The organism is Agrobacterium sp. CNPSo 3708, assembly GCF_028674915.1.
In the GTDB taxonomy this organism is placed as follows: domain Bacteria; phylum Pseudomonadota; class Alphaproteobacteria; order Rhizobiales; family Rhizobiaceae; genus Agrobacterium; species Agrobacterium cavarae.
Genome location: NZ_JAQZSF010000003.1, coordinates 206,841 through 222,901 on the forward strand (window position 1 = coordinate 206,841; position 16,061 = coordinate 222,901).

The window sequence follows — 16,061 nt, forward strand, 5'->3', positions numbered from 1 at the left end:
CTCAAGCGATCTGTCGTTCAGAGACCGCCAGCGTTTCCTCGATGGGGCGAGGTTTTCCAAGGAGGTAGCCTTGACCGATATCGCATCCGAGGTCCTGAAGCCGCCGGAGCTGTGATGCGTCCTCGATGCCCTCTGCGGTGATTTTAACCCCGAGCCCGATCCCAAGCGCAATGATTGCCCGAACGATTTTTTCCTGCCGGTCGCATTCTTCGAATGATGCCACAAAACTTCTGTCGATCTTGATTTTATTGAACTGATAGTTTGATAGCTGCGAAAGACTGGAATAGCCCGTCCCAAAGTCATCCAGAGCGATTTTGATGCCGGATTTGACAAGATCGTCAAGAACGTGGCGCGCCGTTTCGGCGTCGTTGATGAGAGCACTCTCAGTGACCTCAAGTTCCAGGCGATGCACAGGAAGGCCGACCTCGTCAAGCACCTTGAGAATACGCAGTCCAAGCAGTCTGTCGCTGAGCTGGACCGGAGAGATATTGAAGGACAGAACGGTGTGAGGGGGCCATGATAACGCATCCTGGCAGGCAATGCGGAATAACTGGTCGGTCAGCTCCACAATCAGTCCAGCGTTTTCCGCCAAAGGGATGAATTCGCACGGGGAGACGAATTTGCCAGGCTCTCTTTCCCAACGGGCAAGTGCCTCGTAGCCAACAACCTCTTGTGTCTTCAGATCAACCAGTGGCTGATAGTATGGGCGGATTTTCCCCAGCTTCATGGCAAGCTTCAGGTCCGCTTCCATCTGAATTTTCTTGATCAACTCTTCCTGCATTTCCGGCGCGAAGGCCTTGACGATGTTGCGGCCGATTTTCTTGGCCGCATACATCGCGCAATCGGAGTATTGGATGGCTTCTGCCGGGAAAGCGCTGTCTTCCGGGATACGAGCAAATCCAATGCTCGCACCAATCTCAACAGTCGCGCCATTGATGGCTATGGGTTTACTGATCGCAACAACCATGCGTTTTCCCAGGGCAGACAGATCCTGATTGCCCTTTCTCTCGACCACCACCACAAATTCATCGCCACCCAGCCGATAGACATTGTCTTCTGGGAACATCGAACAGAGCCGTTTTGCCACGACCTTCAGCACCTGGTCTCCATGCTCGTGGCCGAGAAGATCATTCACCTTTTTGAACCCGTCCAGGTCGAGACTGAAGATCGCACTTCGTTGCCTGTGAGATAGGGTTAGAAGCTTTAAGAGGGCGATCTCCAGCAACCTCCTGTTCGGCAGCTCCGTCAGCGGATCATGGCAGGCAATCCAGTCTACGTTTTTCTCAGCCGTTACGCGCAGTTGGATTTCCCTGGACATGTCCTTGATGCGAAGCACCGAGTAAATCAGACCGAGCCCGCCAGCTATATTGAGCGCAGTGAATATCTCGTCAAGATTGTAGTCCTCATAAGCGCGGAACAACGCGTCAAGAACTTCGTGGCCGTTGAAAAACATAGCAGCGCCATAGATGGTCGCAAATGCGAGAAGCCAGACGATCGCTTCCCATTCGGCACGGTTTGGATGCATGGACGGCATGACGTTTCTGCCTCGCGCTGAGAAATGGCATCATGCCGGTCGTATGGGAATGCATCTTCCCAATGTTTATGTATATTGCCGAATATGCGTTGCGGACGTGTTAAGGCATTCTGCCTGGGCACGTGCGGTGACGCGTCAAGCTGCCAGCGCATCACTCGATGCAAACATGGCGTGGAGATCGAGAAAACATATCATGCCCGATATGTGGGTAATGATGCCTGCGCACCAGGACCTATCGAAGGAGCTGGCGACGGACGGTGTCGGCTGCAATTGATCGGAGGTAACAGACAGCATGTCGGTCACCTGATCGACCACCAATCCTAAAGGCATGCCGCTCACCTCTACCACGACGATGGCGCTCCTTTCCGTTGTCTCGCCTGAGCGCATACCGAGTTTGCGCGACAGATCGATCGTCGGGATGACCGTGCCCCGGAGATTGATGATCCCGAGAACTTCCGGCGAGGCATGCGGTAGCGGTGTCGAGGAAGCCCATCCACGGATCTCGCGAACAGAGGTCGTTTCGATGCAGAAGGTCTGCTCCCCAAGCTGGAAGGCGATGATATCGAGTGTCGTCAGACCGTTCATGTTTTGCCTAAGGTTGGACATCAGAACTCCTCCCAACTTTCAGTCTTGATCGCGGCATTGCCTTGGAAAGCATTTGATATCTTTGCCACCATCTGCCGGGGCTGGGACGCCACGGGACGCGATGCGCCTGATACAGGCACTGGCATAGAACGGCGCGCGGGTGCGTTTGAGCCGATCTTGAACTGAGACAACAGCTGGAAGAGCGCTTCTGCCTCTTTTGCAAGGCTGTGGGCCGCAGCTGAAGTTTCTTCGACCATGGCAGCATTTTGCTGCGTACCCTGATCAATCGTGTTGACGGCGGTGTTGATTTCTTTCAGCCCTGTCGCCTGTTCCCTTGAGGCCTCGACAATAGCGACGACATTCGCATCGACGTGGACGACCTGCCCGACGATCTCCTCCAAGACCTTTCCTGTCTCGCCAACAAGAGCCACGCCGCTCTTGACGTGTCCATTCGAGGCGCTGATTAGACCTTTGATTTCCTTGGCGGCCTTCGCCGAGCGCTGCGCAAGTTCGCGAACTTCCTGCGCGACGACGGCAAAACCCTTGCCTGCGTCTCCGGCGCGTGCCGCTTCAACGCCGGCATTCAATGCCAGAAGGTTGGTTTGAAAGGCAATTTCATCGATGACGCCAATAATATTGGCAATTTCGGACGCAGAGGATTCAATCTTGCCCATTGCATCGACGGCCTGGCGAACCACAAGACCGGAACGCTCTGCATTGTCCTTCGTCTTGCGGACAAGCTGCCCTGCTTCCTGCGCGCGCTGGCTGGAATCCGAACCGGTCGTGGTTATTTCCTCAAGAGCCGCCGCCGTTTCTTCGACGGACGCGGCCTGCTGTTCCGTCCGGCGGGACAAATCGTCAGAGGCAGATCGGATTTCCTGGGACGCGGCCGCTATGGCGCTTGCGTTCTCCGACACCGCTTCCATTGCTGAGCAGAGCTTCGTGGCCGCAATGTTGAAATCCGTGCGGAGTTTCTCAAGCGCCGGCAGGAACGGTGTTGAAAGCTGCTGTGTCAGATCGCCTTCCGCGACGCTCTGTAGCGCCGCCGCAAGCAAGTCCACGTTGTCTACGCGAGCCGTGACATCGGTCGCGAACTTGACTACTTTGAAGACGTTACCGTTCATGTCCAAGATCGGATTATAGGACGCTTGGATATGAACCTTTCTGCCACCCTTGCCGATGCGCAGAAACTCGTCTGCGACAAATTCTCCTGCCGATAAGCGCGCCCAGAAATTCTGGTAGTCGTTGCTGCCGACATAGGCCTTGTCGCAGAACATGGAGTGGTGTTTGCCCTTAATCTCGGCCAGCTGATAGCCGAGCACCGTCAGGAAGTTCTGATTGGCTGTCAGAATTTCGCCTGTCGGTGTAAACTCGATCACGGCCTGCGAGCGGGAAAGAGCATCGAGCTTGCCTGCATCCTCGGCAGACTTCAATTTCTGCTCGGTGATGTCGGTTGCGAATTTGACCACCTTGTAGAATTTGCCGCCGCGCGACACCGGATTGTAGGATGCCTCGATCCAGACTTCCTTTCCGCCTTTGGCGATCCGTTTGTATTGGCGGCGATCGAACCTGCCGGCGGCGAGTTCGCTCCAGAATTGTCTGTAATCTGCGCTGGCGGCTTCAGCCGGATCGACGAAGATGCGGTGGTGTTGGCCAACGATTTCGCTCAGCTCATAGCCGAGCGCTTTACAAAAATTCTCATTCGCCGTCAGGATTTTGCCGGTCATATCGAATTCGATAATCGCTTGCGATTTACTCATTGCAGCCAAAACGGCTTTGGCGTCGTTCGAGAAACTCAAAGACATCATTCTCAAGACACTCCCTATCTGCCGGAGGCTCGGGTGCCTGATCCCTATCGATCTCGGTCAGTTTGGCCACGGCTGTTAAACGCAATACAGGCAGGGCGACCAATTGTTTTGAGAGCTACTTTCGTCCTGTCGCCCCCAGTTTTAGGGGTCAATTGTTGCCAAAGGCTTAATGCCAATATCCGCAATTGAGCTTTTGCTCATAAATTATGCGGTTTGCCCAATAAGTGGCTCATAGAGCGCCGTGCGCAGTATTGGATGCGCAAAGGAAACTCTATCTTCTTTGATCTACGCATGGTGCTTTCCGGAAATCGACTTCGGTGTTCGGGCCGCTGCTGTCGCTTGACGCAGAGACATAAAATAAGCGGCGCAGAATTGGCGGGGCGAAAACGCCGTCCGATCAAACAGGACTTAAGTCAGGGCGAGCGAGCCTGACAGATCGCGACCGGCCCTAATGGATCAGACCGCGGCGGATGGCTTCGGCAATTGCGTGAACACGATTGTCTGCGCCAAGCTTGCGGATAGCCGTCTTGATATAGCTGTTCACCGTATCGGGCGTATAGCCGCTCGATTTCGCGATATCATCCGTCGTCTTGCCAAGGCTGGCATATCGTAGACAGACGATTTCGCCCTCGCTCAGTTTCAGGGTCTGAGCCGAGAACTTTTCCATGATCGGACGCGTGATCACGCGGTGCGTCACTTCCGCCTGCTCCTTGAGGAAGCTGATTTCATCCTGATCGAACGGCGTCGCTCTCGAGAAGGTTATTGCGCCGAAGACAACGTCGCCCCGCCGTATCGGAAACAACGTCCGGTTCAGAACGCCGAAGGTGCGTGCAAGATAGATCAGCCGCTGCGGTGGAGCTGCCTGCTCGTAAACCTTCTCGTCGATGATGACATCTGTTGCCGTTACGGAGGCTTGAACGAATGGGTCGGCTTTCAGAAGATCGTCGCCGTAATAGGCATCAAGAAATGCCGGCGGCACGTCCGTGTCGATCGAGAACCCGCTACCGAAGCGATATCCGTCCAAATCGAGTCCCGCTACAGCAAAGAAGTCAAACGGCACGGCCTTGCGCAGTCTCTCCATGAAAGGATGTTGTGCCACATGACGCCGGGTCGGCACCGACCTCAGATCAACGGCCTCGTTTAACAACTCCTGCGGGGCAAGCGCGCGTGAATATGGCAAATCGCAACTCCTAGAAACAGAAATCCAGTTTCTGGGGTGCGGATGTTAATTTTCTATGAAATTTTAAGCTGAAACTATGAGGGGTGTTATCCTGACGCGCCGCACCTGCGAGCGAGGCGCGCCAGAAATATCGGTCATCTTCAACCCTGCTCGGGCAAAGCCCAGCAAGCAAAGACTGAGGACGTTGCAACGGCAGGGCCAGTCTTCTCATTCACCTTGTCGTCATTGGCGGCGTTTTCATTGGCCAGCTTGCGCTTCACCTGCTCGACATAGAACGACAGCGGCAGTTCGCGATCTCCCGTCTCGCGCATTTCCGTGGCCAGCCGGTCGATCAGTTCTGATGTGGGGATGATGCGCGGCTGTTTGCCGTCAACGTTAGAAATGGGCATGCTGTTCGAAGTAATCATGACGATAGCTCCTCCAGTCCATCTAGCCCTCAAAGACTATCACCGCCCGATTTTTGCGATAGGGTCAATTTTTCAAAAAACCGCCACTTCACGCGAAGGACGATCAAAATTTTCGTGATTGCTTGATTTTTTTTAAGGCCAGCGCACGACAGGCGGGAGAGACGACAGGATCGACTCGACATTGCCCCCGGTCTTCAGGCCGAAAATCGTGCCGCGATCGTGGAGAAGATTGAATTCCACGTAGCGACCACGGCGAATCAGCTGTTCGTCACGGTCTTCTTCGGTCCATGGCTGATTGAAATTGCCGCGTACGATCTTGGGGTAGGCAAGGTTGAACGCGCGGCCGACATCCTGAACGAAGGCGAAATTGGCATTCCAGCCGCCCTTGTCTTCATCCGGGTGCAGCCAGTCGAAGAAGATGCCGCCGATGCCGCGCGGCTCGTTGCGATGCTTGAGGAAGAAATATTCATCGCACCATTGCTTGTAGCGCGGATAGTCGGCGACCGCGTGTCGGTTGCAGGTGATCTCGAAGACGCGGTGAAAGAGCTGCGTATCCTGATCGTCCTGGGTGCGGCGACGGTTGAGGACCGGCGTCAGATCGGCGCCGCCACCGAACCAGTGGCTGGTCGTCACCACCATGCGTGTGTTCATGTGCACGGCTGGCACATTGGGATTGACCGGATGGGCGATCAGCGAAATGCCGGACGCCCAGAAGCTTGGGTCCTCGTCGGCGCCCGGCATCTGCTTGCGGAATTCCTCCGAGAATTCGCCATGAACGGTAGAGGTGTGGACGCCGACTTTCTCGAACACCCGGCCTTCCATCATCGACATGATGCCGCCGCCGCCTTGGCCTTCATCGCGCAGCCATTTCTTCTGAACGAAGCGTCCCGGCGGCTGATCGGAGAGCGGACCCTGAAGCTCATCCTCGATGGTCTCGAAGGAGGCGACGATCGTGTCTCGCAGGCTCTCGAACCAGGCTTTGGCGATCGCCTTCTTGTCCTCGATGTCGTCCGGCAGGCCCTTTGGCAAAACGGGGCGTTCCATATCCGGTCTCCTTCATGCGATTCGATTTTGTTCTGTCGATTTAGAGCATTTCCATCAGAAGTGTGTAGCGGTTTTGCGCACGGAAATGACGTCCCAACAAAAGGTGATCGCCATGGGTTGCGGATGCGATTTCGACTCGCCAAGCGGGCAGTCGCGCACTATCTTTTGAGGATCAGAGGTATTGGCATGACGAAATTTACCGGACCGCCACCGCTTGAAGGCTTGAAACGCAGGATCGCCGCGCACCGCCGCGACCGCGATGGCGGCGTACCCAAAAACCAGAAAAGCGGCATGTTCGTGCGCCAGACATTCTGCATGACGCGGGCCGAAGCCCGTGCCAAGGCGAAAGAATGGTTCGAGGAATATCCAAAGGCTGCTTACTGGACGGAAGTGGAAAGCTGGCGGCAGCTGGAAGGCGACCAGATCGAGTTCACCATGCGGCGTTTGCCCTCGGCGGACTGAGGGGCGGTCGCTGTTTTGCCGGGACTGTCCACACTCAGTGCCGTCATCCTCGGGCTTGACCCGAGGATTTACACCCTCATGAGATCGTTGGATAAAGATGGATCCTCGGGTCAAGCCCGAGGATGAAGGCGATGGGTGGCGCGGATGGCAGAGTCCGCCAAAAACCTTGCCGCCAAGCCCTTACGCCCGCGTCTCGGCGGTGCGAAGGCGGCTCTCGCCCAGAATGCCGCTTTCATCCAGAATGGGATGCGCGACCGAGACGATATGGGCGTTGATGCGTTTCAGGTCTCGCAGCATGTCGAGATGCAGCGAGCTGGTCTGCAGGCTCTCCATCAAGCCGTCGCGCAGGCGTTCCAGATGACGGCCTGAGGAGCGCTTTTCGAGGCGGCGGATATCGATCTTGATTTCCATCAGCCGCCGGGCAAGCGACAGGTCGCCGGTCACGAAGATGCTTTGGGCGGCGCGCAGGTTCTCGATGGTCATGTCGAAGAGCGTTTTCAATTCGTCATAGCCTTCATCGGAGAACTTGAAGCCGTTCAGGATCTTCTTGCGGATCTGCTCGCACAGGCCTTTCTCGATGATATCGCCCATATGTTCGAGATTGATGGCGTAGTCGATGACCGTGATCGAACGGCGGGCATCATTTTCGTCCAGTCCCTTGCGGCCAAGCTGCGAGAGGTAGATCTTCACCTCCTGCTGTAGCTGGTCCACCTTCTTTTCCAGCATTGCGATTTCGGCAAGCGGTGCCAGGTCGTTGTGCTTGAAGGCGTTTTCGGCGCGGATCAGCATGCGCTCGATCGTATCGCCGATGACCAGAACTTCGCGCGTGGCATTGGCCAGCGCGACGACCGGCGTATCGAGCGCATCCTTATCGAGAAAGCGCGGGCCATCATCGCTCTGCACATCGCTTGGCACGACCTTAGCCATGAAATCGGAGACGAAGCCTGAGAGCGGCCATGCAACGATCGTCAGCAGAATGTTGAAGATCAGATGGGCATCCACCGGCAGCATGCTTTCAGACAGCGGCAGTTGTTGCAGCGCGATCGCGCCATAGGAGGCAAGCGGCATGGCGATGGCGCAGCCGATGGCACGGATAACGAGATTGCCGAGCGTGATGCGCCGCGCGGCGGCAGGGCCGCTCATCGTGGCAATGACCGGCGGGATCGCCCCGCCGAGATTGGCGCCAAGAACGAGAACGATGATGAGCCCCGTGGACAGAATGCCGGCCGAAGCCAGCGACAGGATCAGCACGACCATCGCAAGGCTGGAAGAGGAGAAGAAGGCCATGGCTGCCGACAGAAGCAGTGCAACCGGCCAGGCATCGTCGAGCAGGCCGATGAAGGCGCCGAGTGCGGGTGATGCGCGCATCGGCTCGGTGGCGTTGCTTAAGAGATGCAGCGAAAGCAGCATCAGCCCGACACCGACGAGGGCCGTGCCGCCACCCTGACGGGCATTGGAGTTGCCCTTGCGCAGCACGATGCCGGACAGAATGAGGAGAGGCGACAGCCATGCCACACCGGTTGCGAAAATCCAGGCGGTGACGGCGGTGCCGACATTGGCGCCGAGGAGAACGATCTGCGCCATGCGCGGGCGGATCAGATCACGCTCGGCAAAGGAGGCGACGGTGAGTGCTGTGGCGGTCGAACTCTGGAGCGCGATGGTCGCGAAGAAGCCGGAGACGAAGGAGCGGGGCCCGTTGCGGGTGCTGGTGGCAAGGATGGTTCTAAGCTTCAGCCCGAAGGCTCGCGTGACGCCATCCTTGACCTGCGTCAGACCGAACAGCAGCAGCGCGACCGCTCCGAGCAAATTGACGATAACGATGGTGGATTCCATGAGCGGCCACTCCTTTCCGTCTATTCGGTCATGATCGAAGAATAGCCTTGCACGAGGTCTTCGTCGCCGAGCGCGTGCGGCGGGCAGGAAGAAATCGAGCGGGAAATCTTTCGTTGGCTAACCAACATAGGGACGAAAAGTTCAGTGGTACAGAGGTTTCTGAAACAATCTTTTCAGAATTTCCTGAAATTTATGGCCAAAATGTTTGACGAAGAACTTCGCCGGTGATCATTGCCGCCGACATGGCGACGTTGATCGAACGCTGGCCTTCCACCATCGGGATCAGAACCCGCTCATCCGCCTTGTCATGCACGTGGTCAGGCACCCCGGCGCTCTCCCGACCAAAGAGCAGGATATCGTCCTGTCGGTACTCCACCTTCGTATAGGGCAGGGCAGCCTTTGTGGACGCCAGGACCAGGCGCCGTCCGGTTGTGGCGCGCCACTCTTCGAACCGCTCCCAGTTGACATGGCGAACGAGTGCGGCCGAAGCGATATAATCCATGCCCGCGCGCTTCAGGTTGCGGTCGGAGATATCGAAGCCTGCGGGCTCGATGATGTCGACGCCGACGCCAAGACAGGCCGCAAGCCGCAGGATCGTGCCGGTATTGCCTGGAATATCCGGCTGATAAAGGGCGATCCTGATGTTGGACATGATGGCGTTCCTGTTTTCGACGAGGTGGAGGCGGTTAGCATGGAGGGCTCTCGATGGCCAGTCAAAGGGCTACCTTGATGTCACTCAAACACCACAACCTGGCGCGTGCACGACACAATCTTGGATGTGCAGCCGTTTACATCTGGTCAATGATTATATTTTGAGCTACAAGGCCTCATCTTCAACACCAGCCATAGGAGGTTCAGATGGATCAGCACAATCGATATCGCCTCCCGGGCTTTGTGGTGCCGTTTCAGGCCTAGGTGTGTCTTTGCGGGTCTCCCGCATTTTTCCGATTTAAAATTTCGTCATGTGGCTGTTACGGCCGCGTTCCATGTGTTTTCCCGTTCTGGCGGTGGCGCTTCATGTCCATTGCGCATGTTCTTTCGGGGTATTCTATTCGGAGCTTAGCCTCATGTTTGGCTGGTTTGAAAAACGACTCGATCCATTTCCTTCGTCCACGCCGTCGACACCGCCGAAGACGCTGATTGCCTTCATGTGGCACTACGTGAAACCGGCATGGCCATGGCTTCTTCTGCTTGGTCTGATGTCCATGGGCATCGCGATTGCCGAAGCCATGCTCTACAAGTTCCTTGGAAGCATCGTCGATTGGCTCTCCACCGCCAACCGCGAGACCTTCTTTGCGGATGAGGGCTGGCATCTTGTCGGGATGGGTGCGCTGGTTCTGATCGGCTTGCCATTGATGGGCTCGATCCACACCATGACCATGCATCAGACGCTGGCCGGCAATTTCGGCATGATCGCGCGCTGGCGGATGCACCGGTATCTGCTGCGCCACTCCATGACGTTCTTCGCCAACGAGTTTGCGGGGCGCGTATCGACAAAGGTCATGCAGACGGCGCTCGCCATCCGCGAAGTGGCATTGAAGATCATCGACGTTTTCGTCTACGCGATCAGCTTCGTCATTTCGATGCTGTTCATGGTGGCGGCCGCCGACTGGCGCCTGGTCATTCCCTTGCTCGCATGGCTCGGTATCTATCTGTGCATCCTGACCTATTTCGTGCCGAAGCTTGGCCGGTTGGCGCAGGAACAGGCGGATGCGCGTTCGATGATGACGGGCCGTATCGTGGATAGCTACACGAACATCTCCACCATCAAGCTGTTCTCGCATGCGGGGCGCGAGGAGGTTTATGCGCGGGAGGGCATGGACGTGTTCCTTGGAACCGTTCACCGCCAGATGCGCAAGATTTCCGGCTTCAACATGCTGATCGACATCAACAATGCGATCGTCATGTTCTCGACGGCGAGCCTTGGTCTTTACTTCTGGATGCAGGGCTCGGTGACCGCCGGTTCGGTCGCCATTGCCATCAGCCTTGCCATGCGCGTCAACGGCATGTCGCAGTGGATCATGTGGGAAGTGACCGCGCTGTTTGAAAACATCGGCACCGTCTATGACGGCATGTCGATGATGACCAAGCCGCACGATATCGTCGATGCTGCAAACGCACCAAGCTTAAGCGCACACAAGGGCGCAATCCTGTTCGACGACATCCGTTTCCACTACGGAAAGAACAAGGGTGTCATCGATGGGCTGACGCTGGATATCAAGGCGGGTGAAAAGGTCGGTCTCGTCGGGCGCTCCGGTGCCGGCAAGACGACGCTGATGAATCTTCTGTTGCGCTTCTACGATCTGGAGGGCGGCAGGATCACCATTGACGGGCAGGACATCTCGCACGTGTCGCAGGACAGCCTTCGCAGCCTGATCGGCGTGGTGACGCAGGATACCTCACTTTTGCACCGCTCCATTCGCGACAACATCGCCTATGGTCATCCGGGTGCAAGCGACGAGGAGATCATCGCTGCGGCCAAGCGTGCCAATGCCTGGGACTTCATCGAAACGCTGGTGGACATGCATGGCCGCCACGCGCTCGATGCGCAGGTTGGCGAGCGCGGCGTCAAGCTGTCCGGCGGTCAGCGTCAGCGTATCGCGATTGCGCGTGTGTTCTTGAAGAATGCGCCAATCCTCATTCTCGACGAGGCGACCTCGGCGCTGGACTCGGAAGTCGAGCAGGCCATCCAGGAAAACCTGTTTGCGCTGATGGAAGGCAAGACGGTGATTGCGATCGCGCATCGGCTTTCGACACTGACCGAGATGGATCGATTGATCATTCTCGACAAGGGCAAGATCGTCGAGGCCGGAACGCATTCCGAACTGGTGGCCCATGGCGGCATCTATGCCGATCTGTGGCAGCGCCAGTCCGGTGGCTTCATTGCCGACGAGGAGCCGGAGATGAAAGCAGCGGGCGAATAGGAAGTCTCTATAACCTGAGTCTGGCATAATCAGTATACCGAAGTATTGGGTCCCCGCATCATCATGTGGGGACCTTATTTTTTTGAAGTGTCTTCTCTTTTCTTGATATTTATCAATAACATTATCTTTAATAATCACTCGTAATAGTAGTTTGAATTGTTCGTTTTCGGATATCTATTCTACTATTGGGGGTGTCATGCGCTTGTTCAGAATGAAAATTAAACTTCTTTTGCCTGCACTCTTCACGCTGTTGATTGTCTTGGGAGCGATACAGGGCGGGCTGGCAATCTATTCCATGAGCATAATGAAAGAGGAGGGCACACAGCTGGCGAACCGGCTTGAGCGCACACTTCTTATTGGCGATATGGATCGAAGCTTCGGCGATGTGCGCCGGGAATATGCCGTTCTTCTCAGCGCCAAAACGCCGGACGATGTCCAAAAAGCATCCGTACCACTTCAGTCCGCGATCGCGGCGCGGCAGGCGGCCTTCGACGCTTATGGTTCGACAGTGGTCGTTCCCGAGATAAAGCACGTCTTCGAGGCGCTTTCAGCGGCTGTCGGCGATTACGAGAAGGCGGGCAGCGAGTTCGTCAGCCTCCTTGCTGCCTCCAAAGTGGATGAGGCGATGGCGCTCAGGACCGCGCGGATGAATCCTGCGGCGGATGCGTCGACCAAGGCCATCAATGCGCTGATTGCCGCGAACAAGGTTTTGACGGCTCAGTCCCATCAGCATCTGAAAGATGCCTCGGACTTTGCTCTGGAAGCCACGATGACGGCTCTCATTGCGGTGAGCATCATTGCGATTGGCGCGGCGCTTCTGTCGCTCTTCCGGATTGCGAGGCCGATCACCGACATTACCTGGGCGATGAATGCGCTTGCGGCGGGCGATACCGCAAGAGACATTCCCCATGGGCAGCGCAGCGACGAGATCGGTGAAATGGCTGCCGCCGTCTGCGTCTTCCGCGCCAATGCGCTGGAGCGTGAGCGACTTGAGCGGGAAGCGGAAGCCAATCGCAGTCTCAGCGAACAGGAGCGGGTGGCGCGCGAGAAGCAGAAGGCGAAGGAGGCTGCGGACGTGACGTTTGCGGTGGATGGTCTTGCCGATGGCCTGAAGCACCTTGCCGATGGCGACATGACCTTCCGGCTCGAGACGCCCTTCGTCAGCCAGTTGGATGGTGTGCGGCTGAATTTCAACGACTCGGTCGAAAAGCTGCAGGCAGCACTTCGCTCGGTGGGTGAAAATGCGAGAATGATCGATGCTGGCGCCAATGAGATCCGCTCGGCCACCGATGATCTCTCCAGACGCACCGAACAGCAGGCCGCATCGGTGGAGGAAACCGCTGCAGCGCTTGAGCAGGTGACGACGGCGGTGAAGGATTCCGCCGTCAAGGCGGGTGATGCCGGTGAACTGGTGGCGAAGACCAGGGCCGGTGCCGAACGATCCGGCGAGGTCGTGCGGAAAGCCGTGACCGCCATGACCGAAATCCAGAACTCTTCGAATGCGATCAGCAACATTATCGGCGTGATCGACGACATCGCTTTCCAGACCAATCTGCTGGCGCTCAACGCAGGCGTGGAGGCAGCCCGGGCCGGGGAAGCGGGCAAGGGCTTTGCCGTCGTTGCTCAGGAAGTGCGCGAGCTTGCCCAGCGTTCGGCAAGTGCGGCGAAGGAAATCAAGGTCTTGATCACAAGATCCGGCGAGCAGGTGCGTGACGGCGTGACGCTGGTTGGCGAAACAGGGCAGGCGCTTGAAGCGATCGTGGCGGAGGTTCAGGAGATCAACAGGAACGTGGCAGCCGTCGTTGCCTCTGCCCGCGAACAGTCCACCGGGCTTTCTGAAATCAACTCGGCCGTCAACCAGATGGACCAGGGCACGCAGCAGAATGCGTCCATGGTGGAGCAATCGAGCGCTGCGACCTATGGTCTTGCAACGCAAGCGGCTTCGCTGATGGCGCTTCTCTCCCAGTTCAAGCTGGAAGAGGGGGCTGTGGCCCGGCCCCTCTCCCAGCCGGTCCAGGCATCCAACCAGCCGGCACAACGATCGCCAGCCCGCGCGATGGGCCAGCGACTTGCTTCTGCCTTTGCAGGGCGGGGTTCTGCGGCGGTGGCGGTTGCTGAGGACAGCTGGACGGAATTCTGACCAGATTGCGGGCCGATCAATCCTAAGGGCGGGAACATCTCCCGCCTTTTTTCATTACAGATGGTCACTTCTGGCCCAACAACCGATCGATCTTGTGGGGCCGCATTACCGAAATATAATCTGCCCTGTTCTTTGCCCCTCTCAAGAATCCGCCTATACAATCAATATGATCATCACCCGTGTTTTCCACTATTTCGAAAACTGGATCGAGCCCTTCGCCCGCAAGGACGATCTGAGGCCCCCGGAAAGCACATTCGCTTTCATCTGGTTCTATCTCCGTCAGGCCAAGGCGCCGTTCTTTGCCATGCTGGTGCTCGGTGGATTGACGGCGGCGATCGAAGCGGCGCTCTTCTGGTTCGTCGGGCGGCTCGTCGATATTCTTTCGACCGTCAAGCCGGGCGATGGCTGGTCTGGCCTGCTGGCGAGCCACGGCTATGAACTGATCGGAATGCTGTTCCTGATCGCTGTGGTGCGCTTCGTCGTTACCATGCTGACGGCGCTCGTCGATCAGCAGATCATCACGCCGGGTTTCTACAACCTTGTGCGCTGGCAGTCCTATATGCATGTCGCGCGGCAATCGCTGAGCTTCTTCCAGAACGATTTCTCCGGTCGTATCGTCACCAAGGTCTGGTCGGGCGGGCAGGCGGCAGGGGACCTCGTTACGTCGCTGATGGAGAGCGTCTGGTTCGTCGGCATCTATTCGGTGTCAATGCTCTTCCTGATCGGCGGGCTGGACTGGCGGCTTGGACTGGTGGTGGTGCTTTGGGTCGGCATCTTCTCCATGCTGGCGCGCTATTTCGTGCCGCGCATTCGCTTCCATTCGCGCGAGACCGCGGAAGCCGCCTCCATGCTGAACGGGCGCATGGTAGATGCCTATAGCAACATCCAGACGCTGCGCCTCTTTGGCCGCGCTGATGCCAATGACCGCTATATGCGCCAGGGCTTCGATACCTTCCAGCGCACCACCATGACCTTTACCCGCTTCATCACGGGGGTCCGGGCGTCCATGGCGCTGCTATCGGGCATCATGATTACGTCGATGGCCGCCCTTTGCATCGATCTCTGGCTATCCGGCAAGATCAGCTCCGGTGCTGTGGCCTTCACGCTTGCCTTGGTGCTGCGGCTCAACTTCCTCCTCGGGCGGCTGATGACGCAGTTCAACGGCATCATGCGCAATTTCGGCACGGTGCAGAACGCCGCCGAACTGATCTCGCAGCCGATCGGCCTTGTCGATGCGGCGGACGCAAAGCCGCTCGAGGTGACGACGCCGAGCGTCCAGTTCGATGATGTCAGCTTCCACTATGGACGCGGCAAGGGTGTCATCGACCACCTCAACCTCACCATCGCGCCGGGCGAAAAGGTCGGTATCGTGGGGCGCTCGGGCGCCGGCAAGTCGACACTCGTCAATCTGCTTTTGCGCTTCTATGACGTGGAGCAGGGGCGCATCCTGATCGATGGGCAGGATATTGCCCATGTGACACAGGAGACGTTGCGCGCCCATATCGGCATGGTGACGCAGGATACCTCGCTTTTGCACCGCTCCATTCGCGACAACATCATGTTTGGCCGGACGGACGCGACCGATGAGGAGTTGCTGGAAGCCGCACGTCGGGCGCAGGCCGACGATTTCATCGCGCGGCTCGAAGACCAGCGAGGCCGCAAGGGCTTCGACGCCCATGTGGGCGAACGCGGCGTCAAGCTTTCCGGTGGTCAGCGTCAGCGCATCGCGATTGCCCGCGTCATGCTGAAGGACGCGCCGATCCTTATTCTGGACGAGGCGACGTCTGCGCTCGACTCCGAAGTGGAAGCGGCGATCCAGAGCAATCTCGACGCGTTGATGAAGGGCAAGACGGTGCTGGCAATCGCGCATCGTCTGTCAACGATCGCCGCGCTCGACAGGCTGGTGGTGATGGATGCCGGGCGGATCGTCGAGCAGGGTACCCATAGCGAACTGGTAGCGAGCGGCGGGCTTTACGCGGACCTCTGGGCGCGTCAGTCCGGTGGGTTTCTGGATGCTGAAGGAGAATAAGATCTTGAGCCCAGTCCCGGGCATCCGAGACGCGTCGGTTAGATGCGGCTCCGCTGCGTCATGACTTCCATTCTCATTTCAAGCTTTGCCACTATCGTATGAGCAAAAAAAGGGC

General features: G+C 57.4%; 12 protein-coding genes. 4 read left to right on the forward strand and 8 right to left on the reverse strand.

Features of this window, described 5'->3' with window-relative positions; genetic code table 11:
• Position 1 precedes the first annotated feature (1 nt).
• From PVA19_RS08510 to hemF, 6 genes are all read right to left on the reverse strand, one after another.
• Positions 2–1,534, reverse strand: coding sequence for a putative bifunctional diguanylate cyclase/phosphodiesterase (locus PVA19_RS08510; RefSeq protein WP_274102022.1), 1,533 nt, complete (start codon positions 1,532–1,534; stop codon positions 2–4).
• A 135-nt stretch (positions 1,535–1,669) separates the two neighbouring features.
• Complete coding sequence (locus PVA19_RS08515) at positions 1,670–2,140, reverse strand: chemotaxis protein CheW (protein ID WP_274102023.1); 471 nt, start codon at positions 2,138–2,140, stop codon at positions 1,670–1,672.
• On the reverse strand, positions 2,140–3,927 hold the full coding sequence (locus PVA19_RS08520; RefSeq protein WP_274102024.1) for a methyl-accepting chemotaxis protein: 1,788 nt from the start codon (positions 3,925–3,927) through the stop codon (positions 2,140–2,142). Before PVA19_RS08520 ends, PVA19_RS08515 begins: the two co-directional genes overlap by 1 nt.
• Before the next feature lie 448 nt (positions 3,928–4,375).
• The gene (locus PVA19_RS08525; protein WP_062598695.1) at positions 4,376–5,107 is read right to left on the reverse strand and encodes a helix-turn-helix transcriptional regulator; all 732 of its coding nucleotides are present in this window, start codon (positions 5,105–5,107) and stop codon (positions 4,376–4,378) included.
• Between the two features lie 140 nt (positions 5,108–5,247).
• Entirely contained in the window at positions 5,248–5,514 is a 267-nt protein-coding gene (locus tag PVA19_RS08530; RefSeq protein WP_113225204.1) for a hypothetical protein, read from the reverse strand.
• 132 nt (positions 5,515–5,646) lie between these two features.
• Positions 5,647–6,558 (reverse strand): oxygen-dependent coproporphyrinogen oxidase, encoded by a 912-nt coding sequence (gene hemF, locus PVA19_RS08535; protein ID WP_062426376.1) that lies wholly within the window; start codon positions 6,556–6,558, stop codon positions 5,647–5,649.
• 186 nt (positions 6,559–6,744) lie between these two features.
• Between hemF and PVA19_RS08540 the strand changes: the two genes are divergently transcribed.
• On the forward strand, positions 6,745–7,020 hold the full coding sequence (locus PVA19_RS08540) for a hypothetical protein (protein ID WP_062440259.1): 276 nt from the start codon (positions 6,745–6,747) through the stop codon (positions 7,018–7,020).
• A gap of 180 nt (positions 7,021–7,200) precedes the next feature.
• On the opposite strand, the gene PVA19_RS08545 is transcribed toward PVA19_RS08540, so the two are convergent.
• A complete protein-coding gene (locus PVA19_RS08545) occupies positions 7,201–8,853 on the reverse strand; it encodes a Na/Pi cotransporter family protein (protein WP_113271439.1) in 1,653 nt (550 codons plus the stop codon).
• A 190-nt stretch (positions 8,854–9,043) separates the two neighbouring features.
• The gene (locus tag PVA19_RS08550; protein WP_274102025.1) at positions 9,044–9,505 is read right to left on the reverse strand and encodes a tRNA (cytidine(34)-2'-O)-methyltransferase; all 462 of its coding nucleotides are present in this window, start codon (positions 9,503–9,505) and stop codon (positions 9,044–9,046) included.
• 415 nt (positions 9,506–9,920) lie between these two features.
• On the opposite strand from PVA19_RS08550, the gene PVA19_RS08555 reads away from it, so the two are divergent.
• The 3 genes from PVA19_RS08555 to PVA19_RS08565 all read left to right on the forward strand — a co-directional run bounded on the left by PVA19_RS08555 (position 9,921) and on the right by PVA19_RS08565 (position 15,946).
• On the forward strand, positions 9,921–11,777 hold the full coding sequence (locus PVA19_RS08555; protein WP_062426380.1) for an ABC transporter ATP-binding protein: 1,857 nt from the start codon (positions 9,921–9,923) through the stop codon (positions 11,775–11,777).
• Positions 11,778–11,988: 211 nt separating this feature from the next.
• Positions 11,989–13,917, forward strand: a complete 1,929-nt coding sequence (locus PVA19_RS08560) for a methyl-accepting chemotaxis protein (protein WP_337993148.1) — start codon at positions 11,989–11,991, stop codon at positions 13,915–13,917.
• Between the two features lie 166 nt (positions 13,918–14,083).
• On the forward strand, positions 14,084–15,946 hold the full coding sequence (locus PVA19_RS08565) for an ABC transporter ATP-binding protein (RefSeq protein WP_274102028.1): 1,863 nt from the start codon (positions 14,084–14,086) through the stop codon (positions 15,944–15,946).
• The last annotated feature ends 115 nt before the right edge of the window (positions 15,947–16,061 follow it).